The organism is Streptomyces sp. NPDC093600, assembly GCF_044764755.1.
Taxonomy (GTDB): Bacteria; Actinomycetota; Actinomycetes; order Streptomycetales; family Streptomycetaceae; genus Streptomyces.
Genome location: NZ_JBIWIU010000005.1, coordinates 25,338 through 51,683 on the forward strand (window position 1 = coordinate 25,338; position 26,346 = coordinate 51,683).

The 26,346-nt window shown below is 70.7% G+C and carries 23 protein-coding genes and 1 pseudogene; 13 read left to right on the forward strand and 11 right to left on the reverse strand.

Annotation, left to right across the window (positions count from 1 at the left end; genetic code table 11):
- Positions 1 to 23: 23 nt before the first annotated feature.
- The 3 genes from ACIRB4_RS14865 to ACIRB4_RS14875 form a co-directional block, all read right to left on the reverse strand.
- The gene (locus ACIRB4_RS14865; protein ID WP_403291289.1) at positions 24 to 644 is read right to left on the reverse strand and encodes a hypothetical protein; all 621 of its coding nucleotides are present in this window, start codon (positions 642 to 644) and stop codon (positions 24 to 26) included.
- Positions 645 to 657: 13 nt separating this feature from the next.
- The gene (locus ACIRB4_RS14870) at positions 658 to 909 is read right to left on the reverse strand and encodes a hypothetical protein (RefSeq protein WP_403291291.1); all 252 of its coding nucleotides are present in this window, start codon (positions 907 to 909) and stop codon (positions 658 to 660) included.
- Positions 910 to 1,070: 161 nt separating this feature from the next.
- On the reverse strand, positions 1,071 to 1,202 hold the full coding sequence (locus ACIRB4_RS14875; RefSeq protein ID WP_403291293.1) for a hypothetical protein: 132 nt from the start codon (positions 1,200 to 1,202) through the stop codon (positions 1,071 to 1,073).
- Between the two features lie 140 nt (positions 1,203 to 1,342).
- Between ACIRB4_RS14875 and ACIRB4_RS14880 the strand changes: the two genes are divergently transcribed.
- The 3 genes from ACIRB4_RS14880 (at position 1,343) to ACIRB4_RS14890 (ending at position 3,332) form a co-directional block, all read left to right on the forward strand.
- Positions 1,343 to 1,588 (forward strand): hypothetical protein, encoded by a 246-nt coding sequence (locus ACIRB4_RS14880; protein ID WP_403291294.1) that lies wholly within the window; start codon positions 1,343 to 1,345, stop codon positions 1,586 to 1,588.
- Between the two features lie 256 nt (positions 1,589 to 1,844).
- Entirely contained in the window at positions 1,845 to 2,276 is a 432-nt protein-coding gene (locus ACIRB4_RS14885) for an NfeD family protein (protein WP_403291295.1), read from the forward strand.
- 3 nt (positions 2,277 to 2,279) lie between these two features.
- The gene (locus ACIRB4_RS14890) at positions 2,280 to 3,332 is read left to right on the forward strand and encodes an SPFH domain-containing protein (RefSeq protein WP_403291296.1); all 1,053 of its coding nucleotides are present in this window, start codon (positions 2,280 to 2,282) and stop codon (positions 3,330 to 3,332) included.
- A 113-nt stretch (positions 3,333 to 3,445) separates the two neighbouring features.
- Here the strand turns inward: ACIRB4_RS14890 and ACIRB4_RS14895 are convergent, their stop codons facing one another.
- Entirely contained in the window at positions 3,446 to 4,405 is a 960-nt protein-coding gene (locus ACIRB4_RS14895) for a helix-turn-helix domain-containing protein (RefSeq protein ID WP_403291297.1), read from the reverse strand.
- A gap of 408 nt (positions 4,406 to 4,813) precedes the next feature.
- On the opposite strand from ACIRB4_RS14895, the gene ACIRB4_RS14900 reads away from it, so the two are divergent.
- From ACIRB4_RS14900 to ACIRB4_RS14925, 6 genes are all read left to right on the forward strand, one after another.
- A complete protein-coding gene (locus ACIRB4_RS14900) occupies positions 4,814 to 6,607 on the forward strand; it encodes a S8 family peptidase (protein WP_403291836.1) in 1,794 nt (597 codons plus the stop codon).
- Between the two features lie 363 nt (positions 6,608 to 6,970).
- The gene (locus ACIRB4_RS14905; RefSeq protein ID WP_403291299.1) at positions 6,971 to 8,167 is read left to right on the forward strand and encodes a S8 family peptidase; all 1,197 of its coding nucleotides are present in this window, start codon (positions 6,971 to 6,973) and stop codon (positions 8,165 to 8,167) included.
- A gap of 108 nt (positions 8,168 to 8,275) precedes the next feature.
- Positions 8,276 to 10,045, forward strand: coding sequence for a M14 family zinc carboxypeptidase (locus ACIRB4_RS14910; protein WP_403291301.1), 1,770 nt, complete (start codon positions 8,276 to 8,278; stop codon positions 10,043 to 10,045).
- 117 nt (positions 10,046 to 10,162) lie between these two features.
- Positions 10,163 to 10,465 carry a hypothetical protein gene (locus ACIRB4_RS14915; protein WP_403291303.1) on the forward strand — a complete coding sequence of 101 codons (303 nt, stop codon included), beginning with the start codon at positions 10,163 to 10,165 and terminating at the stop codon, positions 10,463 to 10,465.
- 875 nt (positions 10,466 to 11,340) lie between these two features.
- A complete protein-coding gene (locus tag ACIRB4_RS14920; RefSeq protein WP_403291304.1) occupies positions 11,341 to 11,994 on the forward strand; it encodes a hypothetical protein in 654 nt (217 codons plus the stop codon).
- A 139-nt stretch (positions 11,995 to 12,133) separates the two neighbouring features.
- Positions 12,134 to 12,586: a hypothetical protein gene (locus tag ACIRB4_RS14925; protein ID WP_403291881.1), complete on the forward strand. Its 453-nt coding sequence runs from the start codon at positions 12,134 to 12,136 to the stop codon at positions 12,584 to 12,586.
- A 279-nt stretch (positions 12,587 to 12,865) separates the two neighbouring features.
- Here ACIRB4_RS14925 and ACIRB4_RS14930 read toward each other — a convergent pair.
- Both ACIRB4_RS14930 and ACIRB4_RS14935 read right to left on the reverse strand, forming a co-directional pair.
- Positions 12,866 to 13,091: pseudogene (locus tag ACIRB4_RS14930) on the reverse strand (transposase); the annotation flags it as partial.
- Positions 13,092 to 13,155: 64 nt separating this feature from the next.
- Positions 13,156 to 14,283: a magnesium and cobalt transport protein CorA gene (locus ACIRB4_RS14935; protein WP_403291305.1), complete on the reverse strand. Its 1,128-nt coding sequence runs from the start codon at positions 14,281 to 14,283 to the stop codon at positions 13,156 to 13,158.
- 231 nt (positions 14,284 to 14,514) lie between these two features.
- Here ACIRB4_RS14935 and ACIRB4_RS14940 point away from each other — a divergent pair, with 231 nt between their 5' ends.
- Positions 14,515 to 15,630: a winged helix DNA-binding domain-containing protein gene (locus tag ACIRB4_RS14940; protein ID WP_403291307.1), complete on the forward strand. Its 1,116-nt coding sequence runs from the start codon at positions 14,515 to 14,517 to the stop codon at positions 15,628 to 15,630.
- 50 nt (positions 15,631 to 15,680) lie between these two features.
- Here ACIRB4_RS14940 and ACIRB4_RS14945 read toward each other — a convergent pair whose 3' ends face one another.
- Positions 15,681 to 16,532, reverse strand: a complete 852-nt coding sequence (locus ACIRB4_RS14945; protein WP_403291309.1) for a response regulator transcription factor — start codon at positions 16,530 to 16,532, stop codon at positions 15,681 to 15,683.
- A gap of 90 nt (positions 16,533 to 16,622) precedes the next feature.
- On the opposite strand from ACIRB4_RS14945, the gene ACIRB4_RS14950 reads away from it, so the two are divergent.
- Both ACIRB4_RS14950 and ACIRB4_RS14955 read left to right on the forward strand, forming a co-directional pair.
- Positions 16,623 to 18,362 carry an AMP-binding protein gene (locus ACIRB4_RS14950; protein ID WP_403291311.1) on the forward strand — a complete coding sequence of 580 codons (1,740 nt, stop codon included), beginning with the start codon at positions 16,623 to 16,625 and terminating at the stop codon, positions 18,360 to 18,362.
- Positions 18,359 to 20,044: an AMP-binding protein gene (locus ACIRB4_RS14955; RefSeq protein ID WP_403291313.1), complete on the forward strand. Its 1,686-nt coding sequence runs from the start codon at positions 18,359 to 18,361 to the stop codon at positions 20,042 to 20,044. Before ACIRB4_RS14950 ends, ACIRB4_RS14955 begins: the two co-directional genes overlap by 4 nt.
- Here the strand turns inward: ACIRB4_RS14955 and ACIRB4_RS14960 are convergent.
- The 3 genes from ACIRB4_RS14960 to ACIRB4_RS14970 all read right to left on the reverse strand — a co-directional run bounded on the left by ACIRB4_RS14960 (position 20,011) and on the right by ACIRB4_RS14970 (position 23,279).
- Positions 20,011 to 20,574, reverse strand: a complete 564-nt coding sequence (locus ACIRB4_RS14960) for a GNAT family N-acetyltransferase (RefSeq protein ID WP_403291314.1) — start codon at positions 20,572 to 20,574, stop codon at positions 20,011 to 20,013. The genes ACIRB4_RS14955 and ACIRB4_RS14960 overlap by 34 nt on opposite strands.
- 42 nt (positions 20,575 to 20,616) lie before the next feature.
- Entirely contained in the window at positions 20,617 to 21,360 is a 744-nt protein-coding gene (locus ACIRB4_RS14965; RefSeq protein WP_403291315.1) for a TIGR04222 domain-containing membrane protein, read from the reverse strand.
- A gap of 518 nt (positions 21,361 to 21,878) precedes the next feature.
- Positions 21,879 to 23,279 (reverse strand): hypothetical protein, encoded by a 1,401-nt coding sequence (locus tag ACIRB4_RS14970; RefSeq protein WP_403291317.1) that lies wholly within the window; start codon positions 23,277 to 23,279, stop codon positions 21,879 to 21,881.
- A gap of 210 nt (positions 23,280 to 23,489) precedes the next feature.
- Between ACIRB4_RS14970 and gcl the strand changes: the two genes are divergently transcribed.
- On the forward strand, positions 23,490 to 25,277 hold the full coding sequence (gcl, locus tag ACIRB4_RS14975; protein ID WP_403291319.1) for a glyoxylate carboligase: 1,788 nt from the start codon (positions 23,490 to 23,492) through the stop codon (positions 25,275 to 25,277).
- 77 nt (positions 25,278 to 25,354) lie between these two features.
- On the opposite strand, the gene ACIRB4_RS14980 is transcribed toward gcl, so the two are convergent.
- Positions 25,355 to 26,326 (reverse strand): transcriptional regulator, encoded by a 972-nt coding sequence (locus ACIRB4_RS14980; protein ID WP_403291320.1) that lies wholly within the window; start codon positions 26,324 to 26,326, stop codon positions 25,355 to 25,357.
- Positions 26,327 to 26,346 lie beyond the last annotated feature (20 nt).

Here is a 26,346-nt window from a genome sequence, read left to right on the forward strand (position 1 = left end):
AGGATGACGGGGCGTCGACCCGGTTACCGCTTGACGTCCGTGATCTTCAGGTTCTCGGCTGCCACCGCCCCGAACGGCTGGATGACCAGGGTGCTGGACGTGCCGACGATCTCCAGTGCGGCCTGGGAATCGATCCGCAGATCCAGGCGGACTCGCGGGGAGCCGCCCTGGGCGGGCATGGCGTGGATACGCGACTCCGGGTAGCCCAGCTTCATCAGCGTGCCGCGCAGAACCGCGGCGCTGGTGGTGCCCTTGCCACCGAATTCCTCGCGGACGCGGTCCGCGTGCTTCTCGGCGATGCACCGATCCTCCGCGTCCAGCGGGACCTCGTGGAAGTCCCTGGGCGTCAGCTCAGGGGTGTTGTCCTCCGGAGGGGCCTCGTAGGCGTTGGGGTCCGGGCCGATGCCGTCCTTCGTGGGCGGCGGGTTGTCCGGACCGTACCCTTCCAGTATCTGGGCTCCCCGCCCCTGCCCGGCACGGGAATCCGTGAAGGGCCGCAGCGTCAGCGGCAGGGCGCGCAAGGAGGGCCCGGGCTCCGCCGACGGCAGCGCCGCGTCACGCTGGAGCAGTACCCGCCAGAACAGACGTGGATGGGGCGGCTGCGGAGCGTCCCAGTACCGGGGCGCGAGGTGGCCGTCGGTCATCCGGGGATCGGAGTCATCGTTGTGCGCGGCAGTGGAAGACCAAGAGGTGGTCTCCGCCGAAAGGATCCAGGTCCGAGGGGATGTCGAGCTGAAAGAAGAGCACCATCTGCTCGCCGCAGAAACAGTCCGGCCACTCCTGGCCCTCGTCGAGGAAGGGCCAGCCGCCCACCGAGTTCCGCGTCGGGGGGGCCAGGGGGTCGGTTCCGACCTCGATCGCGTGCGCAGGCAGCGCCACCTGTACGTTCCGCCTGTCACGTTCCACCATCAGGTCGATCCAGGGGATGCCGCGACGGCTGTCGGCCGCAGGTGAGCTGGCCCTGGTGTGCTGGTGTGATCAAGGCGTCGGAGCCGTCCTGGGCAGGCGGCCCGCAGGTGCGCCGCGCACGGGGGCCGGGCCGGGGCTCGACGAGGTGGGTGTGACGCGCGTCAGACGACGATGACGGCCATCCTGGAGGCGAGGCATCGGCACGAGCACCAGGCGGCGAGGGCGATGACGATCGACGCGACGGTCCGGCGGGTGATTCCGCTGCCGCCGGAGCGGGTGGCCGCGTACGCCATGAACTGGCGCCACGACGCCGAGTGGACGCAGGGTTACCGCGGAACTGACACGGCCCGCGCGCGACGGCGGGTTCGGTACAGGCGCGGAGGTCACCCGCACCGCCTACTTCCTCGGTCGGCGCATCGACTACGTCCTGCGGGTGGCCGCGTACGATCCCCCGCGGCTGCTGGACATGGTCTCAGCGGTCGCGCCCATGCCGATGCGCGTCACGTACTCCTTCGAGCCGCACCCGCGCGGCACCCTCGCCGCCATCCGCGTCCGGGGAGGACCCGGCGGCCTCCTCGGCCTGGCCGCGCCGCTGCTTTCCCGGCGGGTCCGGTCCTCCCTCGCCAAGGACCTGCGCGACCTCCAGCGCAGGCTGGCCGAGCAGCGGAGAGGTGCCTGATGGCGTACGACGAATCCGCCGCCGTCGCCGAGGACGACCTACTCGGCGCGTGGATAGACGAGGGACACGCCTTCGCGGCGACCCTGCCACCCAAATAGCCGCCGCTTCACCGCGCAGCGCCAGCCGTGCCGGGCAGAGCTCGGGCGTGCCCGGCCGTCGACCCGCGGGGCGTGGGCTACCCCAAAGAGGGTAAAAGCAGAGCAAAGGGGGCGTGGTCGATCCGCCCCCGTGGAGCCGCTGTGGCCAGGAGTACGCCATGGATCATTGGCTGATGTGGTTGATCGCCGCAGGAGCGCTGGCTGTGGCCGAGATCTTCACTCTCACCGCCGCGCTCGGGATCCTCGGTGCGGCCGCGTTGGTCACGGCCGGGGCCGCCGCGCTGGGGCTTCCGTTGCCCCTGCAGTTCCTGGTGTTCACCCTCCTCGCCGCGATCAGCCTGTACTTCGTGCGCCCTGTCGCGGCGCGCCATCTGCTCAAGCCTCAGGCCGAGCGGTTCGGCGTGGACGCCCTGGTCGGCAGTTCCGCCTATGTCGTCTCGGAGGTGACCGGCCTGGGCGGCAGGGTCCGCATCGGCGGCGAGGAATGGACGGCCCGCGCCTATGACGACACCCTCGTGATTCCTCCGGGAGCGACCGTCGACGTCATGGAAATCAACGGTGCCACCGCCGTCGTCTACCCCCGGGAGTGAGCGATGGAAGTCTCAGGCCTGCTCATCGCCGGCGTGATCGTCGCGCTGATCGCCGTCTTCACCGTCGTGCGGGCGGTACGCATCGTTCCGCAGGCGCGCGCACGCAACGTCGAACGCCTCGGCCGCTACCGCCGCACCCTGAGGCCGGGACTCAACCTCGTCATCCCCTACATCGACCGGGTCTATCCGGTCATCGACCTGCGGGAACAGGTCGTCTCGTTCAAGCCGCAGCCGGTCATCACCGAGGACAACCTGGTCGTCGAGATCGACACGGTCCTGTACTTCCAGGTCACGGACCCACGAGCGGCCGCCTACGAGATCGCCGACTTCCTCCAGGGCGTCGAACAGCTCACCGTCACCACCCTGCGGAACGTCGTGGGCTCCATGGACCTGGAGAAGACCCTGACCTCACGGGACACGATCAACAACCAGCTCCGCGGCGTGCTGGACGAGGCCACCGGAAAGTGGGGGCTGAGGGTCAACCGGGTGGAGATCAAGGCCATCGACCCGCCGCAGTCCATCAAGGACGCGATGGAGAAGCAGATGCGCGCCGAGCGGGACAAGCGGGCCGCCATCCTCGGCGCCGAAGGGCAACGGCAGTCGCAGATCCTCACCGCCGAAGGCGACAAGCAGTCCGCCGTCCTGCGGGCGGAGGGCAACCGTACCGCCGAGATCCTCAAGGCCGAGGGTCAGTCCCGGGCCATCGACGAGGTGTTCCAGGCCGTGCACCGCAACGACCCCGACCCCAAGCTGCTCGCCTACCAGTACATACAGATGCTGCCCCAGCTCGCCCAAGGCGCGGGCAGCAGCTTCTGGATGATTCCCGGCGAGGTCACCGCCGCGCTCCAGGGCGTGTCCCGCGCCTTCAACGAGGTGCTGCCCCAGTCGCCGGCCACGCGCGAGACGTCCGCGGAGGACACGGCGGCCGCCCAGGCCGCCGACGACGCGGCGCGGGCCGCGGAAGCCGCCGCAGAGGCCCTCGCCGACGCGGCCGAGGCAGACACCGGCACGCACCCCCTGGCGGGCGGCCGTCAGGGAGCCAAGGGCGTGGAGTGAGCCGGTGCGAAGCCGATCAGCGGGTCGAGTTCGCAGCCGAGGCCAGTCGCAGCGGGTGCCCCGCGCCGCGACGCGTCCGCGCCGCGGTGCCCGGTGTCCGCCTGTCGAACGGGTCAGAGCCATCCTCTGCGGGCCGCCTGGACGCCGGCCTGGAAGCGTGTCTCCACGCCCAGTTCGGCCATCAGCTCGGTGAGCCTGCGACCCACTGTCCGCTCGGTCACGCCGAGGGATCGGGCGATGGTGCGGTCCTTCATGCCCGACGCCATCAGCGACAGCAGATCCCGGTCCTTGGCGGACGGGCCGCACTGCGCGTCGGGCGAGTCGAAGGGCGTGGCGCGTGCCCATAGGCTCTCGAAGCAGCAGACGAGGACATCGACGAGTGCCGACTCGTGCACGAGCAGCCGAACGCCCGGGTCCTGATCGGTGTAGGAGACGGGCAGCAGCGCGGTGGTCCGGTCGACGACGAGCATCTTCAGGGTGACGTCCGGCAGGAGCCTGGCCTGTTCGCCTGCCTCGGTGCAGCGGCGCATGGCCGCTATGTGCTCGGGCGACGCCAGTGCCTCGCGGGCGTAGACGAACCGGTAGGCGACGCCGTCCGCGAGCCGGCTCAGTTCGAGGTCGTTCGGGTTGCTCTGGCCCCCGATGTACGGCGGGGCGTCGACCGCGACGATCTCCTCGCGCGCCTCGAGCTGGAGCCGGGACACCGCGGCCAGTACCGCGTCCTCACCCTCCACCAGCTCGACGACCGGCGTCCCCCCGCGCGGGGGCCGCGCACGCAGCCGGTCGGCCAGCTCCTCGATGCGCATCTGCATCTGGGCGAGATCGCCGCGCCGGCGGCTGATCAGAGCGGGGAGGGCCTCCTCGGGTGCGATCAGGGCGTAGAGCGCGGGGGTGAAGCCGATCTGCTGGACCAGCCCGTGGTCGAGGAGACGGCGGACCGCCGGGCGCAGTTCTGCGGGGGAGCAGCCGACGTTTCCCGCGAGCTCTTCGGCTGTGGCCCGCTTCAGGTCGAGCAGGGCGAGGTAGGCGTCGTTCTCGAGTCGGCCGAGACCGACGGGCTCCAGCAGGAACACGTGTACCTCCCACGCCGACGGTGGGGACGTCGGCGTGGGGACTGTAGATGGCGCTCCGGGGAGCGTCAAGGTCGGTGACGGCGCAGTGGAATCAACCGGTACGCAGAACATGTGGCTTCCGTTCCGTTTCATCCCTCACATCCCTGCTGAACAGGACATTGTCCGGAACCGGAAGTGCACAGTGATTTACAGGCGGCTGCAGGCGCCTCAATCCTTGTCCCCATCCCGCCGCGGCTGTTCAGCCTTCAGCGTCGTGCGGCGGAGCTTCCCCTGCCGTCAAACCCCACGGTGGCCACCCCCGGCCACAAAGACGGCATGCCTGGACAAGGAGCATCGATGCACCAGAGATCCGCACTGCCTGCACGGAAGATATTCGGGACGGCGCTCGCCGCCGGTCTGGCCGCCACGATGCTGGCGGTCGTGCCGGGGACGGCGGACGCCGTCGAGGGAAGCGCCCCGGGAGCCGGCGCGCCCCTTCCCGCAGCGGGCGCACCGCAGACGGACGCCGCGGCGCCGGCGACCGAGGGGCCCGTCGAGCGCCTCATCGTCGGCTACAAGTCCAAGGCCACGGAAGCCAAGTCCAACGACGCCGCCGCCAAGGACGCCGAGGCCAAGGGCAAGAAGGCCGGCGAGACCCTGGCCTTCGAGCGCCGCCTCGGCACCGGAGCCGCGCTGGTCGACCTCGGCGCGGAGCTCGACAAGAAGGACGCGGCCGACGTCATGGCCGCCTTCCGCGCCGACTCGGACGTCGAGTACGTCGTCCCGGATCGCCGCGTGTACGCCACGGCGGTCGAGCCCAACGACACGTACTACAACCGCCAGTGGGACCTCTTCGAGGCCGTCGCCGGTATGAACGTACCCGGTGCCTGGGACAAGGCGACCGGCGAAGGTGTCAAGGTCGCCGTCATCGACACCGGCTACGTCGCCCACTCCGATCTCGCGGCCAACGTGATCGCCGGGTACGACTTCATCTCCGACACGCGGATGTCCCGCGACGGCGACGGCCCCGACAGCAACCCCGCCGACACCGGCGACTGGATGAACATGGGCGACTGCGGCGTCGACGAGTTCGGTCGGCCGGTCCCCGACAGTGACAGGAACAACTCCTGGCACGGCACCCACGTCGCCGGCACCATCGGCGCCACCACCGGCAACGGCAAGGGCATCGCCGGCATCGCACACAAGGCGTCCATCCAGCCCGTCCGCGTACTCGGGTGGTGCGGCGGAACGGACGCCGACATCATCAACGCCATCACCTGGGCGTCCGGCGGTTCGGTCCAGGGCGTGCCCGCCAACCCGAACCCGGCCGACGTCATCAACATGAGCCTCGGCGGTGGCGGCGCCTGCAACCCCGGCACCCAGAGCGCCATCAACGGCGCGGTGAGCCGCGGCACGACCGTCGTCGTGGCGGCCGGCAACAGCAACCGGAACGCTTCCGGCTTCCAGCCGGCCAACTGCAACAACGTCATCACCGTCGCCGCCTCCGACCGCCAGGGCAACCGCGCCGCCTACTCCAACTACGGCAGCATCATCGACGTCACCGCTCCCGGCGGCGAGACCGCCCTCGACCCCGCGAACGGCATCTGGTCCACGCTGAACACCGGCATCCGCAGTCTCGGTGGCGAGACGTACGCGGCTTACAACGGCACCAGCATGGCCACCCCGCACATCGCGGGTCTCGCCGCGCTCATGAACCAGGCGAGCCCGTCGATGACGCCCGCACAGATCGAGTCCGCCATCAAGACCAACGCCCGTACGCTGCCCGGTACCTGCTCAGGCGGCTGCGGCGCGGGCCTCGCCGACGCAGCCCGTACGCTCGGCGCGTCCGGCGGCACCGACCCCCAGCCGCCCACCGGCAGCGTATTCACCAACACCGCCAACGTGACCATCCCGGACACCAACACCCCGGTCACGTCCTCCCTCGCGGTGACGGGCATCAGCGGCAACGCCCCGACGGCCCTCAAGGTCGCCGTCGACATCAAGCACCCCTACCGCGGTGACCTGCGGATCGAACTCGTTGCCCCGAACGGCGTCGCCACTCAGCTGAAGGCCACCAGCCCCAGCGACAGCGCGGCCGACGTCATCACCACGTACACCGTCAACGCCTCCAGCACGGCGGCCGGCGGCACCTGGAAGCTGCGGGTCACGGACGTCTACAGCGGCGACACCGGCTACATCGACTCCTGGAGCCTGACCTTCTGACAGGTCCACGCCTCCGGTTTCGCATCATCAGGGGCCTGTCGATGGCGAGGAGGACATCGGCAGGCCCTTGCCCTTTCGCGCGCGTCAGGTTCCAGCACGACAAGGTAGGCGTCGCTCTCGGGCCGGCCGAGACCGGGGGGCCCAGCAGGAACACGTATTCGTCCGCCCGGCCCTGCTGAACAGGACATTGTCCGGAACCGGAAACGCACGGTGATTTACAGGCGGTTGAAGGAACCCCAATGCTTGTCCCCATCCCGCCGCGGCTGTTCAGCCTTCAGCGTCGTGAGGCGGAGCTTCCCCTGCCGTCACCCCCGCGGTGGCCGTCCCCGGCCACGGGGAGGCATGCCTGGACAAGGAGCATCGATGCACCAGAGAACCGCACTGCCTGTCCGGAAGATACTCGGGACGGTGCTCGCCACCGGTCTGGCCGCAACGGTGTTGGCGGTCGTGCCGGGGACGGCGGACGCCGTCGAGGGAAGCATCCTGGGAGCCGGTGCGCCCCACACCATCAAGGACAGCTACATCGTCGTCCTCAAGGACGACACGACGGCGCGGGCAGTCGAGCAGCGCAAGGCCGCCCTCACCAAGCGCTACGGAGGCAAGGCCGGGCACACCTACAGCTCCGCGCTCAAGGGCTTCTCGGTCAGGATGACCGAGAAGCAGGCCAAGCGGCTCGCCGCCGACCCGGCGGTCGCCTACGTCGAGCAGGACGCCATGGCATCCCTGCAGGCGGTCTCCTCATGGGGGCTGGACCGTGTCGACCAGCGGAGCCTGCCACTGGACAGCTTCTACACCGCGCCCCACACCGGCGCAGGCGTCACCGCGTACGTCATCGACTCCGGCATCCGCACGTCGCACAACGACTTCGGCGGACGCGCGTCCTGGGGCGCGAACACCATCGACAGTTACAACACCGACTGTCATGGGCATGGCACTCACGTGGCGGGGACCCTCGGCGGCACGTCCTACGGAGTGGCCAAGGACGTCAAGCTGGTGGCGGTCAAGGTCGCCAACTGCGTCGGCGACCTGACTTCGACGAGCGTCGCCGCCGGCATCGACTGGGTCGCGCGCAATGCCGTGAAGCCCGCCGTGGCCAACATGAGCCTGGAGTACCCCAGTCTGTCCGTCGCGACGGCCGTCAGGAACTCCGTCGCATCCGGCATCGTCAACATCGCCGCGGCCGGCAACGACTACGGCTCCGACGCCTGCTACGTCACCCCCGCCAAGGTGCCCGAGGCCATCACCGTCGGTGCGAGCACCCGCACCGACAGCAGGTGGCTCCGCTCCAACATCGGTCCCTGCGTCGACCTCTTCGCGCCCGGCGACGCCATCGTCTCGGCCGGCATCACGAACAACACCGCCTCCGCGACGATGTCCGGCACATCGATGGCCGCCCCGCACGTGGCGGGCGCCGCCGCGCTCTACCTCTCGGCCAACCGGACGGCCACACCCGCCCAGGTGCAGTCCGCCCTCAAGAACAACGCCACCAAGGGAAAGCTGACCGGCATCGGAGCCGGATCGCCCAACAACCTTCTCTTCACCGGCTTCATCGGCCAGTGATGCCCTGACCCCCGCGACGGTCTGTCCGGCCGGGATCCCCGTTTCCCACCCCGGCCGGACAGGCCATGGACCCGATCACCACCTTCCCCCACGCCGAACGAGGTTCCCGTGCAAGCGAAATTCACCCACTGGCTCGCGGCGGCCGCCACCGCAGCGGCAGTCGCGGCCGGCACCGGCTACGGCATGGCCGCACCGGCCGCTCCCAGCGCGGCCGACGACGACCGTGCCTACGTGTACCGCATCCCCGACGGCGCCCACCTGCCGCAGAACAGGCTCGCCGCGTTCGACCTGATCGAGGACCGCGACGGCGACGACCTGTTCGTCCTCGGCGACGCAGCCACCGCCACGCGACTCAAGGCCGCCGGCCTGCGTCCCAAGGTGGAGCAGAGGCTTGCCCCGGCCGCCTGGGAGCCGCCCAAGCGCAGCGGCCAGGCCCCCGCGCTCACCGAAGCGGTCGCCGAGGAGACGTACTACGGCGGCTACCGCACCGTCAACGCCCAGTACGCCCACCTCCACCAGGTCGCGGCCGACCACGCGCCGCTCGCCACCGTCGTCGACTTCGGCGACTCCTGGCGCAAATCCACCGGCCGATCCGGCGGCTACGACCTCAAGGCCATCTGCCTCACCAAGAAGCAGAGCGGCAGCTGCCGATTGACGCCCGACTCCACCAAGCCGCGCTTCCTCGTCCAGGCGCAGGTGCACGCCCGCGAACTGAGCACCGGCGAGATGGCGTACCGCTGGATCGACTACCTCACCGACGGATACGGCACCGACGCCACGGCGACGAAGATCTTGGATACCCGCGAGATATGGGTGGTTCCGATCGGCAACCCCGACGGCGTCGACATGGTCCAGCAGGGCTTCACCGGAGGCCCCACGGGCCAGCAGTGGCACCGCAAGAACGCCAACCACACCCACTCCGCGGCCACGTGCACAGAGGGCCCCACCTCCGGCAGCGGCATCGACCTGAACCGCAACAACAGCAGCCACTGGGGCGGCGCAAGCACCAGCTCCCACCCCTGCGACCAGCTCTACAAGGGCCCGTCGGCTGACTCCGAGACCGAGAACAAGTCACTCCAATCCCTGTACCGCCAGCTGTTCCCCGACACCCGCGCCACAGGCGACACAGCGGCTGCCGCGGCCGACACCAAGGGCATGTTCGTCACCCTGCACAGCTACTCCGACATGGTCCTGTTCCCCTGGGGCTTCGACAGCGACGTGGCGAACGGCAACGACGCCGCACTGCGCACCATGGGCAAGGAGATGGCCCGGCTGGCCGGCGGATGGCAGTACGGCCAACCCGGCGAGATCCTCTACGACGCCAGCGGCAGCCATGACGACTGGGCCTACGACCAGCTCGGAGTCCCCAGCTTCACATGGGAGGTCGGGCCCAGCAGCGGCACCTGCGGCGGCTTCCACCCTCCCTACTCCTGCCAGAACACCTTCTGGAACCAGGTCAGGCCCATGCTCACCTACGCGGCCGACAAAGCGGCCAACCCCTACGGGAGCAGCACCACACCCACCCCGACCAGCTGCCACGGCACCAACGCGACCGACATCGCGATCCCCGACGCGGGGAACGCCGTCACCAGCAGCATCGGCATCACCGGCTGTACCGGAGCCGCCTCCGCCACCAGCACGGCCGAGGTCCACATCGACCACACCTACCGCGGCGACCTGACACTGGACCTGGTGGCTCCTGACGGCACGACCTACCGGCTGAAGAACGCGTCCGCCGGCGACGACGCCGACGACCTCGACCAGACGTACACCGCGAACCTCTCCGCCGAGACCCGCAACGGCACCTGGCATCTCAGGGTCCAGGACACCGCCTCTCAGGACACCGGCACCCTGGACACCTGGACCCTCACCCTCTAGACGAAGCCCGCATCGGGGACCCGACCGTGCTGTGGCGGGTGACGGTCCTCCGTGCCGCCCCGGCCTTGTCCCTTCAGCCGGGGCCGGGGCGGTCGCGCGAGAGAGGAGATGGACGTCATGACCGAGCGCTATTTCGAGGTAGACGTCCCGATACGGAGTACCCGGACGCCGGGCCTGCGCGGCGTGCACGTGTTCACCGGCCGGGCCGACAGCGACAGCGCCGCCATGAAGGCCGCACACGAGGCCTACGACGCGGCACGCGCCGCAGCGGAGGCCGGACTGGAGATGCCCCACGGGCGCCCGGACGGCTGGGGAGCCCGCGGCTACCGGCCCGGCTGGGAACCCGACTGGCCCGCCGCGAAGGCCGGCCCCTGGGCAAACCCGTACAGCTGGCTCGACTCCAGCGCCATCGAGCTGTAACTCTGCGGACGAGGATGGAGTTTCCGGGGCTGTCGCCGGTGAGTACGAAGATCTGGACGAATACTTCAGGCCGGCGACGGTGGTGGTGACGAGGGCGACGTAGACCTCGCGGCGCAGGATGGGCACGGTGATGCGGGTGAATCACTGCCACCAGGTGGCGCCGTCCCGCAGGCCGATGAAGGCCGGGTCGCCGATGCCCTGCCAGGTGGTGAGGCTGTAGGGGAAACTCATCACCAGCGGGACGCGCAGAAGCGCAGGCTGAGCAGGAAGCCCGGCGCGAGGAAGAGGGCGTATCCCGTCGACCTCGGGTGACGTGTGGTTTCCACAGTTGCTCCTGGGCGGGCAGGACGGCGTCCGCTCGGACTACTACCCTGCTTGGCACCGTGGGCCGCCGCGTTCGTCTGTCCGGGTTCTCAGCGGCGCCGCTTGCGTGCTGCTCGATCACACCAGGCATCGGAAGGGCGGGCAGTGCCTTCAGCGCGACGGTTCCTGTGGAGGATGTGGTTGACGTGCCAAACTCCAGCCAGGCGCGTCGGATGTCAGGGGTGGGGACTGTGGCTTGGAGTAGCGCATGCGAGCGGAGAGAGTCGTAGGTGGGCGTGAGGAGACTTCGGCACGCTCGTAACCGTGCTGTTGGTGGTGGCGGTAGCAACGGGCAGGCAGCACCCGCATTCGGTGCCTCGGCGATTCCGAATCCGGAGGCATTGAGCGTCCAGGCCGGCGGCCCACGATCAGTGGCCACAGGTGGGAACGTAAACGGGGCGGTCGTCGCGGGCAACAACAACGTCACGCACGTGCACTCGCCGCCCCCCGCCATGACAGTGGTCGCGGTCCTTGTGACTCTCGCCTTTATCGGTGGCCTCAGTGTCTGGTACGTGGGCGGCGACGATCCCGACGTTCCTCCTCTTGCTGCGACTGTGGAGTTTACGCCGGCTAAGGATAATTGCGAGGGCTGGACATTCCCTGGCAAGAGGCCGGAAGACATTCCCGTGCCGTCGGGGGAGCCGACGGCCGAGTGGGCTCACCGACTGGGTGGTATTGATAACAGCATCACACGGCTCAGATTGGTAATCCAGGGAATGAACAGTCATGACGTCGTGCTCCGCAATATGCGGATAGTCGAACTTCGTAGAGGTCCGCTACCGACTGGCACTGATGTCAGCCTCCGTACCGACTGCGGTGGCGATCTCCTTGAGCGCAATTATCGGGTCATGCTGGCCAGCGACGCCCCGGACTTCGAGTTCGTAACTCGCGCAGACGGCGACAGAGTGAAGGTGATCAAGAAACCTTTTGGGTACAAGGTTTCCGCTACCGATCCGGAAATATTCGCCATCGAAGCGAATGCTGCCGGTGAAGGCTACGAGCAATGCGATTGCCTCATCACCTGGAAGCTTGCCCTCGATTGGACGCACAAGGGTGAGCAGGGAACGCTCATTGTCGATGACAAGGGAGCCTCGTTTCGTACTAAGTCCACCCATCTCAATTCTCCGTACCCCACCGTCGTAAAGCAGGGCGACGCTTGGAAATAATGGGTTTGTAGTGGTTGTGGGCGTATGGCCGGCTTCGGCTCGACGGGGCAGCGGTCCTCCCGCTGGCGCGGCGCGGAATGGCTAAGTCCAGTTCTTCTGTCCGTGACTGGTGACCGTGTCGTAGCCGATGATGGTCGATATGACACAGCAGCAGAGGGTGCTTGCCTGGGCTGGCGCGGTCGTCGGGGCCTTGTCGGCCGGAGGGCTGCTCGCTTTCGTCGTGGCGCGTGATCTTGATACCGCCGACCAAGTGGCCAGCGTGCTAGGGGCGCTTGCAGGTCTGGCTGGTCTGGGGGTGTCGGTGTACGCACTCAAGCGGGCCGCCCCGCAGTCGGCGGCAGCGTCGGTCACGGTCAGCGGAGTCCGGGCGGTCGGCATCGGCGGGAGCGTCACCGGCAACATCTCCACCGGCGACCACAACTCAACAGCGCCCGAACCCAGCCGTCGGCCGGCTAGGAGGGCGCCCCAACCGCCCCCGGCTGATGCGGGTGGTGCTGTACGGGTCACAGGTGAGCGATCCGTCGCCGCGGGCGGGTACGTCGTCGGTGACGTCTCCACGGGTGACGGCCGTACTGGTCCTGAAGTTCATTAGATCGCGAGGGTGGGGCGGTGGTAGGCGCACCCACCCCACCCTCCCTACCAAACGGGGCGTCTGTGCTCGGTGGTCCTCTCCATGGGTGAGGTGCCGTCGGATGAACGGTGCCGTTCCCAGGACAAGTACGGCGAAAACGGTTGGCCGCTGAAGGCCCGGCTGAGCGGCGAGGTTGCTGTGCTGGATGCCGTAGATCGCGTACCAGTTGGCGACGCAGTGGGTCGCCATGATGGCGCAGGCGAGGTCGGTTCCTCGGCGTTTGCCCCGGATCAGGAACGCGGCGGCGAGCGCGTCGAGGAGCGCCAGCGACGACCGGTAGAGGTTGAGCCAGCAGAACGGCTGCGATCGTAAGCCGGTCCACTCGGTGAAGCGCCGGTGTGCGGTCGGCCCCGAGAGGGCCGAAGGCTTGTGGCAGCTGCCGCCAAGTGCAGCCCGTGGCCACGAAGACGATCGCGGCCAGCACCTCACGATCCCCGTATCGGCGCCGACCGCCGCTCTGCGGCCGGGGCTGAAAGAGCCTCTCAGGGGCATTCGCGGTTGAGAATTTTATGTCGCTTCCGTGGTCAGCGCTACAGCCAGTCGCGCCGCTTGAAGATGAAGTACAGGCTGGTGCACACCACAGCCATCAGGAGGATCGCGAACGGATAGCCGAAGGTCCAGTTCAGCTCCGGCATGGTGTCGAAGTTCATGCCGTAGATGGTTCCCACCAGAGTGGGGGCGAAGAGGATGGCCGCCCACGAGGAGATCTTCTTGATCTCCTCGTTCTGTTCGAAGCCGGCCTCCGCCAACGCGCGCATCTCGGCGTTCTGTTGCTGGGTGACCAGTGTCGAGTTCACCGTCAGGATCTCCGTCAGGGCCTGGCGGAAGCCGTCCACGCGCTCGCTGGTGTGGGTGACGTGGTCGGCCACGTCGCGGAGGTAGCGCTGGAGTTCCTCGTCCGTGCCGTACTTCGCGAAGCCGGCCATCAGGCCGTGCAGCATGCCGACCAGGGGGCGGGTGGCGCGCTGGAACTCGACCATTTCGCGGGAGAGTTCGTAGATGCGGCGGGAGACGGCGGGGTCGCCGCCGAAGACCTCGGTCTCGATCTCGTCGATGTCGTTCTGGACTCCGGCCACGACCGGGGCGTAGCCGTCCACGACCGCGTCGAGGATCGCGTACAGGACCGCCTCGGGGCCCAGGGCGAGGAGTGCCGGGTTCTCCTCCATGCGGTGGCGGACCGCCGAGAGGTCCGGGGCGGGACCGTGGTGGACCGTGATCACGAAGTCCTGGCCGACGAAGACGTGGAGTTCGCCGAAGTCGACCTCCTCCTGCGCGTCGAGGTAGCGGGCCGCGCGCAGGACGACGAAGAGCGTGTCGCCGTACCGCTCCAGCTTGGGGCGCTGATGGGCCTCCAGCGCGTCCTCGATCGCCAGCTCGTGCAGATCGAACTCGGCCGCCAGGGAGTGGAGTTCGGCCTCGGTGGGGCGGTGGAGACCGATCCAGGCCATGCCGTCCGGGTACTCGCGCAGCTGGCGGAACGTCTCGGCGAGCGAGTCGGGGGAGGAGACCCGGTGCCCGTCGCGGTACACGGTGCCCCGCACGACGCCCGGGCCGTCGGCCGGCGGCGTGGCGCCGTTCGCGGCGGGCTCCACCGGCGTGGCGTCGGCCGGCGGGTCCGGCTGACGCCGCCATGCTGCCCGGGGGCGGCGCTCCGACATCGTGGTCCACCTTCGCGGTCAAGTCCCCGGGTCGGGGTCTTCGGTCAGGGTCTTCGGTTCGTCAGGGTCTTCGGTCTGGGGGGTTTATCAGGGGCCTTGACCAGGTCGTTCATCAGGGTCCTCGGGCAGGATATACGGGGCGAATCGCGACAGCGCGATGGCGGCCCCAGCCGCCGCACCGTCCCCTCCCGCGGACGGTAACTGTCCTCAAGCCCGAGTAGCGTTCCTTCCATGGCCTCCACGTCGACCGCCCCGGTTCTCACCGCCCGTGCGCTGGGCCGCGCCACGCTCGCGCGACAGCTGCTGCTGACCCGCGCCGAGCTGTCCGCCAAGGACGCCGTCTCGCATCTCGTCGGCCTCCAGGCGCAGAACACCAAGCCGCCGTACTACGCGCTCGCCGCCCGGCTCGAAGGGTTCGGGCCCGAGGAGCTCTCCGCGCTCATGGAGGCGCGCGAGGTCGCCCGGATCGTCACCATGCGCTCCACCCTCCACACCCACACCGCCGACGACGTGCTCACCCTGCGGCCCCTGGTGCAGGCGGCGCGCGACCGCGAGCTCACGATCTTCCGCAAGGGGCTCGACGGCGTCGACCTCGACCGGCTCGCCGCCCTCGCCCGAGAGCTCGTCGAGGAGCGCCCCCGCACCCCGAAGGAGATCCGCGAGGCGCTCCTGGTGGACTGGCCCCACGCCGATCCCCTGGCCCTCACCGTCGCCGCGCGCTGTCTGCTGCCCCTGGTCCAGGTCACCCCGCGCGGCCTGTGGCGCAGGAGCGGGCAGGTGTGCCTGACCACCGCCGAGGCATGGTTCGGCCGCGCCGCCGAGCCGGCCCCCGCCCCCGACGCCACCGTGCTGCGCTATCTCGCCGCCTTCGGCCCCGCCTCAGTGAAGGACATGCAGACCTGGTCCGGCCTCACCCGGCTCCGGGACGCCTTCGAGCGCCTCCGCCCCCAGCTCCTCACCTTCCGCGACGAGCACGGCGTCGAGCTGTTCGACCTCCCCGACGCCCCGCGCCCCGACGAGGACACCCCGGCTCCGCCGCGCTTCCTGCCCGAGTTCGACAATCTGCTGCTCTCCCACGCCGACCGCACCCGCCTCATGCCCGCCGGCGCGAGCGAGCGCAGATGGAAAGGGAACCAGGCGCACCGCGTCTTCCTGTACGACGGCCTCCTCGCCGGGCTCTGGACCCTGGAGGAGACCAAGGACCGCACGACGATGACCGTCCAGCCCTTCGGACGGACGAGCAGGAGCGAGCGCGCCGAGCTGACCGGCGAGGCGGAGCGGCTGCTCGCGGTCATGGCCCAGGAGGGGCTTCCGTACGAGATCCGGTTCGGTGCCGTCGAGGTGTAGTGCGCTCATCAGGCCCCACTCGCGTTGCCGTGGCGCTCCCGGTCCGCCCGCTACGGGAGCAATCCCGCCCTGCGAGCCGCCACCACCGCCTCCAGCCGGGTGTGGGCCCCCAGCTTCCGCATCGTCGAGCGCAGATAGCCCTTCACCGTCTCCGGGCGCAGCCCCAGCCGTGACGCCGCCACCGCGTTGGTCGCCCCCGACGCCACCGCCGCCAGCACATCCGTCTCGCGCGGCGTCAGCGTCACACCCGTCGGCCGCTCGGGCCCCGCGGACGCGGTCTCCAGGCGCCCGCACACCGCGAGCAGCCGCGCCCGCAGCTCCGGGTCGTCGATCCGGGGAGCCAGCTCCCGCAGCTCCCCGTGCGCCTGCCGAACCTCCTCCCACGAGGGCCCGGACCGCCCCGAAGCTCCCGAGTACCCCGAGGACCCAGAGGCGGACCCGGGCAGGAGCCGGTACATCTCGTCGCGTATCGCGAGCGCCTGTTCCACGTCCCGGGCCGCCGCCACGGCCGCGTCGAGGACGCGCTCACCGATCGGGAGGGCCTCGCGCAACGCCCCGTACAGCACCCCGCGCACCGTGCGCCGTACGACGACGGGCACCGCGATCACCGAACGCAGGCCCTCCGCCGCCACCGCCCCGTCGTACTCGTGGGTGATGTGCCGCGCGGACGGGTAGTCCGTGACCGCGCACGGACGCGCCAGGGCCAGACACCTCCCGCCGAGCCCGCTCCCCGTGGTGACCGCGAGTCCGTGCAGGGCCGGCGTCAGCGCCCCTGTCAGCTCCGCGATCCTCAGCCGCCGGCCGTCGTGCAGCAGCCCGCCGAAGACCACCTGCAGCCCGGTCGCGCGGCGCAGCCGCAGCAGCGCCGCCCGCATCTCCACGCCTTGCGTCTGCTCGGGCACGGAACACTCCTTCACCCCCGAACGGGGGTAGTGAGACCTGGGTCACTGATTACACGATGTCCGTGACCGGTCCCGCAACGAGGAGGACACATGACGGCTACCAGCGCGACGGAGAGGTTCCGGGCCGCCCGCGACTTCCTGCTGGAGCACCGCGCGGACTACGAGACGGCGTACGAAGGCTTCGCCTGGCCGCGGCCCGACCGCTTCAACTGGGCGCTCGAGTGGTTCGACGTCATCGCGGCAGGCAACGACAGAACTGCCCTGCACATCGTCGAGGAGGACGGCTCCGAGACGAAGCTGAGCTTCGCGGAGATGTCCGCCCGCTCCGACCGGGCGGCCAACTGGCTGCGGGCGCGCGGGGTACGCGCCGGTGACCGGATCATCGTCATGCTCGGCAACCAGACCGAACTGTGGGAGACCGCTCTCGCCGCCATGAAACTGCGCGCGGTCGTCATCCCGGCCACGCCGCTCCTCGGCCCCGCCGACCTGCGCGACCGCGTCGAGCGCGGCCGGGCCCGGCATGTGATCGTGCGCGCCGAGGACACCGGCAAGTTCGACGACGTACCGGGGGAGTACATCCGTATCGCCGTCGGTACGGACAGCACCGCCGCTCCGAGCGGCTGGCTGCGCTACGAGGAGGCATACGGCGGACCCGGGGCCTGCGAGGCGCCCGGGACCCTCGGGACGCCCGCCGCGGCCGAGGTCTTCGAGCCGGACGGCGTCACCCGCGCCGACGACCCGCTGATGCTCTACTTCACCTCCGGCACCACCGCCCGGCCCAAGCTGGTCGAGCACACCCACACCTCGTACCCCGTCGGCCATCTCGCGACGATGTACTGGATCGGGCTGATGCCCGGCGACGTGCATCTGAACATCTCCTCGCCCGGCTGGGCCAAGCACGCCTGGTCCAACCTCTTCGCGCCGTGGAACGCGGAGGCGACCGTCTTCATCCACAACTACACCCGCTTCGACCCGGCCCGGCTGATGGCCGAGATGGACCGGCACGGCGTGACCAGCTTCTGCGCCCCGCCGACCGTCTGGCGGATGCTGATCCAGGCCGACCTCACCCAGTTGAGGAAGCCTCCGCGCGAGGTCGTCGCCGCCGGTGAACCGCTCAACCCCGAGGTCATCGAGTCCGTACGGCGGGCCTGGGGCGTCACCATCCGGGACGGCTTCGGCCAGACGGAGACCGCCGTCCAGGTCTCCAACAGCCCCGGGCAGCGGCTCAAGGAGGGCTCCATGGGCCGGCCGAGCCCCGGCTTCCGGGTCACGCTGATCGATCCGGTGAGCGGGCGGCCGGACGTCGACGAGGGCGAGATCTGCCTCGACCTCTCGAACGATCCGGTGGGGCTGATGACCGGCTACCACGGGGACCCCGAGCGTACGGCCGAGGCGATGGCTGGCGGCTACTACCGCACGGGAGACATCGGTTCGCGGGATGCCGAGGGCTACATCACGTACATCGGGCGCAGTGACGACGTCTTCAAGGCCTCCGACTACAAGATCTCGCCGTTCGAGCTGGAGAGCGCGCTCCTGGAACACGAGGCGGTGGCCGAGGCGGCGGTCGTCCCGGCCCCCGACCCGCTGCGGCTCGCGGTCCCGAAGGCGTACGTCGTCCTCGCGGAGGGCTGGGAGCCGGACGCCGACACGGCCAAGGTGCTCTTCGCCCATTCGCGCGCGGTGCTCGCCCCGTACAAGCGGGTGCGGCGCATCGAGTTCGCCGAGCTGCCGAAGACGGTCTCCGGCAAGATCCGCCGGATCGAGCTGCGCGAGCGTACGGCGAACGGCGACGGCGCGGGCACGGAGTACAGCGAGGGGGACCTCGGATGAGCGCCGGGACCGGCGGGACCGGCGAGCGGACTCCGTACGACACGAAGCAGGGCGCGACGGCTGCGGCCGGTGAACCGCGGCTGTCGTACGAGCGGGGGACCGGCACCACCGAGCTGCTCGGCGACACCATCGGGGCCGACCTCGACCGCGCCGTCGCCACCTGGCCCGACCGCGAGGCACTGGTCGACGTGCCGACCGGGCGCCGCTGGACGTACGCCCGATTCGGCGGCGACGTCGAGCGGTTGGCGTCCGCGTTGCTCGGCAGCGGGGTCTCCAAGGGTGACCGGGTGGGGATCTGGGCGGTCAACTGCGCCGAGTGGGTGCTCGTCCAGTACGCGACCGCCCGCATCGGCGCCATCATGGTGAACATCAATCCCGCTTACCGCGCCCACGAGTTGGAGTACGTGCTCCGGCAGGCCGGGATCTCACTGCTCTTCGCGTCGCTTGCGCACAAGACCAGCGACTACCACGCGATGGTCGACCAAGTCGCCGCCCAATGCCCCGATCTGCGGGAGACCGTCTACTTCGGCGACGCGAGCTGGGACGCGCTGCTCGACCGTACGGCCGGCGGGCTCCGGCCGGCCCCGCTCTCCTGCGACGATCCGGTCAACATCCAGTACACATCGGGGACGACCGGCTTCCCCAAGGGAGCGACCCTCTCCCACCGCAACATCCTCAACAACGGTTACTCCGTCGGGGAGATGCTCGCCTACACCGAGCAGGACCGGATCTGCGTCCCCGTCCCCTTCTACCACTGCTTCGGCATGGTGATGGGCAATCTCGCCGCCACTTCGCACGGCGCCTGCGTGGTCATCCCGGCCCCGTCCTTCGACCCCGCGGCCACGCTCCGCGCGGTCGAGGAGGAGCGGTGCACCTCGCTGTACGGCGTGCCGACCATGTTCATCGCGGAGTTGAACCTCCCCGACTTCGGCAGCTACGACCTCTCGACGCTCCGCACCGGGATCATGGCGGGCTCGCCCTGCCCGGTGGAGGTGATGAAGCGGGTCGTCGCGGAGATGAACATGGCCGAGGTGTCGATCTGTTACGGCATGACCGAGACCTCGCCCGTCTCCACCCAGACCCGGCGCGAGGACGACCTCGAACGCCGTACGGGCACGGTGGGCCGGGTCCTGCCGCATGTCGAGGTGAAGATCGTCGACCCGGCCACGGGCGCCACGGTTCCGCGCGGGACGGCCGGTGAGCTGTGCACCCGTGGCTACAGCGTGATGCTCGGCTACTGGAACGAGCCCGAGAAGACCGCCGAGGCGATCGACGCGGGCCGCTGGATGCACACCGGCGATCTGGCGGTGATGCGCGACGACGGATACGTGCAGATCGTCGGCCGGATCAAGGACATGATCATCCGGGGTGGCGAGAACGTGTACCCGAGGGAGATCGAGGAGTTCCTCCACGGTCACGAGAAGATCGCCGACGTCCAGGTCGTCGGCGTCCCCGACCCCCGCTACGGCGAGGAGATCCTCGCCTGCGTGATCCCCCGCGACCCGGCGGACCCGCCGACCCTGGAGGACGTCACGGCCTTCTGCCGCGACCGGCTGGCGCACTACAAGATCCCGCGCCGGGTGGAGATCCTCGCCGAGTTCCCCATGACGGTGAGCGGGAAGGTGCGGAAGGTGGAGCTGCGGGAGCGTTACGGGGCGGGGGACGGGAGCGGGGCCGGCTGAGGGGAGCGGGGCCCGGGGACCAGCTCGCGGCGCATGCAGACCCTCGGCCAGGTGGCCAGGCCGTGCGCGGCCTCTGCCCGCTGGATGGCGCGGAGCCCCGCCGTGAGACCGGGGTCCGCTTCGTCGAGGGCGCGGAAGCCCAGGCGGGTGTAGTACGGGGCGTTCCACGGGACCTCGATGAAGGTCGTCAGCGTGAGCGCGGCCAGCCCCTGCCGTACCGCACCCGCGGCCAGGTGCTCGATGAGCGAGCGTCCGATGCCGCGACGGGCGGCGGCCGGGTGCACCGAGACCTGCTCGATGTGGGCCGCCCCGTCGACGGTGTCGGTCAGCAGATAGCCGACCGGGCGGTCGTCCGTGTTCACCGCCACCCAGGCGCGGCCGTCCCGCCGGTAGGCGTCCAGGATGTCCAGGGGCAGGGGCTCGTCGTCGGCGATGACCGCCATACCGAGGGAGCGGAAGGGCTCGCCGGCGGCCCGTTCGATGTCCTGGAGCAACAAGAGTTCGGCCGGTGCGGCCACCCGGATGCGCATGGGACGAGTATGGCGCGGCCTCAGGCCGTGTCCGGGGACTCCCTAGAGCCGGCCGGGGTCGGCTTCGCCGCCCCGGGCGAGCAGGCCGCCGTCCCGGGAGAAGCGGGGGAGGAAGAGGGCGAGCGCGGGGTCTCCGTGAAGAGCGACGTAGAGCTGGACCAGCTTGCCGTCCGTGACCTCGGCGCGGTGCGCGGGCAGCGGGTGCCGCTCGCGCAGTCCGGCGAGGAGCCGGCGCGTGGCGCGGGGCGTCGGCGGCAGCAGGAACAGCGCCGTCGCCGCGAGGACCGGTACGGCGCCCAGGCCGAGCGAGAGGGCGAGTGCCGCCCCGGACGGCGCGGCGGTCAGCAGCCCTCCGGCCACGGTGAGCGGTACGCAGCCGAGCGTGACCCGCGCGGCCCGCAGCCTGCCCGGCGGGCGCAGCAGCCCGTCCCGCCCGAGCTCGGTCCGCAGGGCTTCGAGGGCCCGGCGCGCCGGGGGCCGGGCGACCAAGGCCCGGACGTCCAGGGCTCGTTGGAGCGAGCGATGCACGCCCAACTGGACCGGGTCCGGGGCCCGTCCCGGCCCGCCGTTGGCGCGAATCGTTCCCTTGCGGCCGGCGGCCACCGCCCCTCGCTGGTGCAGGGCGACGAGCGCGACGGTGACGGCGGCCCGCGGGCCGCCCCGCAGCAGAGCGAGAGCCTGGGGGGAGAGCTCCACCCGCCGCGGACTGCGGATTCGCAACAAAGCGGCCGCGAGAGCCAGTTGGCCGCAGGCCACAACGAGGAACCACCACATCTGCGTCGGCATCACGCCCACCCCCCAAGGGAGTTCTGCCCACGGGAAGCATGATCGTCACGCGCGGATGGCCGGAATCAGAGGCTCTGGACACCCCGGAACGCGCCGGCCGGATCGGCTCGGCGCGCCGGGGCGTCAGGGTGGCCGGGCCGTCGGTGCGGTGGCGGCAGTCGCGGCGGTGTGGTCGCGCAGGTCGCCGGGCGGCGACGAGGCCGGCACCCCTCCGCGCGGCGCGACGAGGCCCGGCGGTGGGGTCCCGCCGGGTGCGGTCGTCGGGGGCGCCGTGGGTTCCGGGCCTCCGGCGACGAGGCCCGGCGGTGTGGCGGCGCTGGTTGCGGTTGCCGGGATGCGCCGGCGGTTCCGGGCCTCCGGCGACGAGGCCCGGCGCCCCCGCGCGGCGTCTGCCGCCCGTAGGGGTCTACGGGCGCGGCGCGCCCGGCAGTCGTGCCGCCCGCCGGGCACACGCCCGTGCCGCCCCGCCGCGCCCGCCCCGCCGGGCACGCGCCGCCCCGCCGCGCACGCGCCCGCCGCTACCCGCTCGGCGCGGAGATCAGCTTCTCGGCGTGGGAGTTGACCGGCTGAGGCGTGCCGGTGAGGTCGAGGACGAAGAGCGGGATCCCCAGGTCGTCGGCGCGGGACCGGGCGTCGGGGGTGTAACCCGCGAGCGAGAAGAAGACGCCGGCGGCCGAGCTGCTGAGGCCGTTGAGCCAGAGGCACTCGACGGCGCGCAGTGTCGACGGGCGGGTGCTCGGATCGACCTGGGCGACCAGGCCCGGCGCCCGTAGGTCGACGCCCGAGGTGGACCGCTCCTCGGGCTGGACGACATCCCGGAACCCCAGCCAGCGCAGATATCCGGCGGACGCGGCGACGGCGTCCCGCGCGGTCCGGATGACCACCGGCCGGTACGCCGCCCGAGGGGCCGCGCCGGCGGGCACGGAAGGCCGGTCCGGGTCACCGTGCGGCCGTATCGCGCCCCGGCCTCGGCCGGCACCGTCCGGCGTCTCCATGAGGCCGGTGGCCCCGGCGCCGGGCTGTCCGCCGGCCTCGGCGGCGGGAAGGCCGGGTTGCGCCGTGCCATCGAGCAGGGCCGCGTCACCCCAGCCGTCGCTCTCCGGTCCGCCGTGCGCACCGTCAGGCCGACCGCTCTCCGGTCCGCCGTGCGCACCGTCAGGCCGACCGCTCTCCGGTCCGCCGCGCCCGCCGTCAGGCCGGCCGCTCTCCGGTCCGCCGCGCCCGCCGTCAGGCCGGCCGCTCTCCGGTTCACCGCGCCCGCCATCAGGCCGACCGGCCCCGTGATCCCGGTCTCCGGTTCGTGCCACGCCCTCCGTCCAGGCGCCCGCGTCGTCCCGGTGCTCCGGCCACGTCAGGTCGCCCGCGCCGCCCGCCCGTGGCTCACCACCGCGCAAGCCCCGCCCGCCGTCCTCCGCACTGTCCTGCGCGTCGCCCTGGCCCCAGGCGTCCGCGCCGCCCCACGGGCTCGCCACCCCATCCCAGGAGCCCGCCCGCGTCCCCGTACGCGCGCCCTCAGGGCCGCCGGTGCGCGGGCCGCCGTACGGCGCGGGCGCGGGTGCGGGCCGGCGGTCGCCCTCGCCGGGTACGCTCGGCGCCCCGTCCCGCCACTCCCCGCCTTCGGGCGCCGTACCGGCCGCTCCGCCTCCCGTCCCGGGCGGAAGGACCGGAACGCGGAGGACCGTGCCGCAGGCGCAGCCCAGCTCGGGGTGGGGCCATTCGTCCTCGCGGCCGCAGGCGACGCACCGGACCGTGACCCACTCGTCCGTCCAGTTGCGGTGCGTGATCGGCTCGCCCGTCGCCCCGGGGATCACCGGTGGCACGACCGGTGTGCCGCAGGCGCACGGGAAGACCGGTACCGCATAGCTCTGCTCCCGCAGACATTCCGGGCAGCGCACCCGTACCGACTCAGCCACACCCACGCCGAACCCCCTGTTCTGTCCGACCCCATCGTCCACCAATCCGAGCCGGCGGGGGAGGGAGTTCGGCCATCGCCGTCCATGGATCCCTTGACGGCTCTCACCACCCCGACCTACATTGCTTCCACATAGCAGAACAATACTTCCGCAATACGGAATCAGCCCCGGAGTGATGGGGCGCCGATTCCGCCTGGCCGAAGCAGGAGCCCTCCCATGCCTCGTATGACCGCCGCCGCAGCGGCCGTTGAGATCCTCAAGCGCGAAGGTGTCAGCCACGCGTTCGGCGTGCCCGGCGCGGCGATCAACCCCTTCTACCGCGAGCTCAAGAACGTCGGCGGCATCAGCCACACCCTCGCCCGTCACGTCGAGGGTGCCTCTCACATGGCCGAGGGCTACACCCGTGCCAAGGCCGGCAACATCGGTGTCTGCATCGGTACCTCCGGCCCCGCCGGCACCGACATGATCACCGGTCTGTACTCCGCGATCGCGGACTCGATCCCGATCCTGTGCATCACCGGCCAGGCCCCGGTCGCGAAGCTCCACAAGGAGGACTTCCAGGCCGTCGACATCGCCACGATCGCCAAGCCGGTCACCAAGGCGGCGACGACCGTCCTGGAGGCCGCGCAGGTCCCGGGCGTCTTCCAGCAGGCCTTCCACCTGATGCGCTCCGGCCGTCCCGGCCCTGTCCTCATCGACCTGCCGATCGACGTCCAGCTGACCGAGATCGAGTTCGACCCGGAGACGTACGAGCCGCTGCCGGTCTACAAGCCGCGCGCGACCCGCGCCCAGGCCGAGAAGGCGCTGAACTTCCTCCTGGAGTCCGAGCGTCCGCTGATCGTCGCCGGTGGCGGCATCATCAACGCCGACGCGTCCGACCTGCTGGTCGAGTTCGCCGAGCTGACCAGCATCCCGGTCATCTCCACCCTCATGGGCTGGGGCACCATCCCGGACGACCACGAGCTGGCCGCCGGCATGGTCGGCGTCCAGACCGCGCACCGCTACGGCAACGCGACCTTCCTGGAGTCGGACTTCGTCCTCGGCATCGGCAACCGCTGGGCCAACCGCCACACCGGCTACAACATGGACGCCTACACCAAGGGCCGGAAGTTCGTCCACGTCGACGTCGAGCCCACCCAGCTCGGCAAGATCTTCGCCCCGGACTACGGCATCGCCTCCGACGCCAAGGCCGCCCTCGAGCTCTTCGTCGAGATCGCCAAGGAGTGGAAGGCCGCCGGCACGCTGCCCGACTTCTCCGCCTGGGCCGCCTCCGCCCAGGAGCGCAAGGCCACGCTGCAGCGCCGTACGCACTTCGACAACATCCCCATGAAGCCGCAGCGCGTCTACGAGGAGATGAACAAGGCGTTCGGCACGGACACGCGCTACGTCACCACCATCGGCCTCTCGCAGATCGCCGCCGCGCAGTTCCTGCACGTCTACAAGCCGCGCCACTGGATCAACTGCGGCCAGGCCGGTCCGCTCGGCTGGACCATCCCGGCCGCGATCGGCGCCGCCACCGCCGACCCGGAGACCCCGGTCGTCGCGCTCTCGGGCGACTACGACTTCCAGTTCATGATCGAGGAGCTGGCGGTCGCCGCCCAGCACAAGGTCCCCTACGTCCACGTCCTCATGAACAACGCCTACCTCGGTCTGATCCGCCAGGCGCAGGGCGGCCTGGGCATCAACTTCGAGGTCAACCTCGAGTTCGAGAACATCAACACCCCGGAGCTCGGCGTCTACGGCGTCGACCACGTCAAGGTCGCCGAGGGCCTGGGCGTCAAGGCGATCCGCGTCGAGGACCCGGCCAAGCTTGGCGAGGCCCTGGAGCAGGCCAAGAAGATGGCCGTCGAATTCCAGGTCCCGGTCGTCGTCGAGGCCATCCTGGAGCGCATCACCAACATCGCCATGAGCAAGACGGTCGACATGAGCGACGTCACCGAGTTCGAGGAGCTCGCGACCGAGCCGGGCCACGCCCCGACCGCGATCAAGACCCTCAAGGTCTGATCGACCGCCGGACGAACGGCCCCCGCCCCGAGAGCACCGGGACGGGGGCCTTCCCGCGTTTCAGGCTTCACGTCAGGTCACGCCTGCGCCCGTACGAGCGCCTCCCCGGCCCCTGTCCAGGAGTAGAGGACCGACCTTCCCGCCCGCCTGCGCCGTACGAGCCGGGCGTCGAGCAGCACCTTCAGATGGCGCCCCACCGAGCCGAGCCCCTGACCGGTCAGCGCCACCAGCTGACTGGTCGACTTGGGGGTCTCCAGGCGTACGAGCACCCCGGCCCGCGCCGTGCCGAGCAGCGCGGCAAGGGCCGAGGGCACGGCCGGACCCTCCAGATCGGCCAGGGCGCCCGCGCACGGGTAGACGACGGCGTACCGCTCCGTCCCCTCCCACGACACCCAGCCCGCGCTCCCGGTCACCGGTACGAACAGCAGCCGCCCGCCGTCGACCGAACGCGGCGGATACTCCCGCGAGTTGACCTGCAGCCGCCCGTCGCCCAGCCAGCGCAGCCTGCCCGGAGCCAGCTCGTCCAGCGCCGCCGCCCACCCGCCCCGGCTCAGCCGCGCCGTGCGGGCGACGACGTCCGCCTCGATGATCCGGCGACGGCGCGGCCAGCTCGGCAGCACCGTCTCCCGCCACACCCACGTGAGTATGTCGGCCATCCGCTCCGGCAGATCGGCGGCCGATCGCAGCGGATCGGGTACGGGCCCGCCCAGCGACACCGCGAGCTGACCGACGGCGGAGACCGGGTGCGTCTCCCGTACGGCGGCCAGCTCCTCCTCGAAGCTCCGCTCGCCCTCGCCGAGCGGGGTGGGGGTGACGAAGTCCGCGTTCCAGGTCGGGCCGAGCGCGGCCCGCACGAGCAGGGCGTCGACCGGATCGGCCGTCAAACGGCTGCGGTACGAGGGAAGATGAGCCGCCAGCCAGGACCGCTCACCCGGATGTGCCGCCACCGCCCGGTCGAGCGTCTTGAGCGCGGCGACGGTCTCGGTCAGCGGCGACACGACGAAGCGGCTGCCCGCGAGCGCGTCCGCGTCGATCTGCCACCAGCCCATGTTTCGCCTCCCCACGAAAC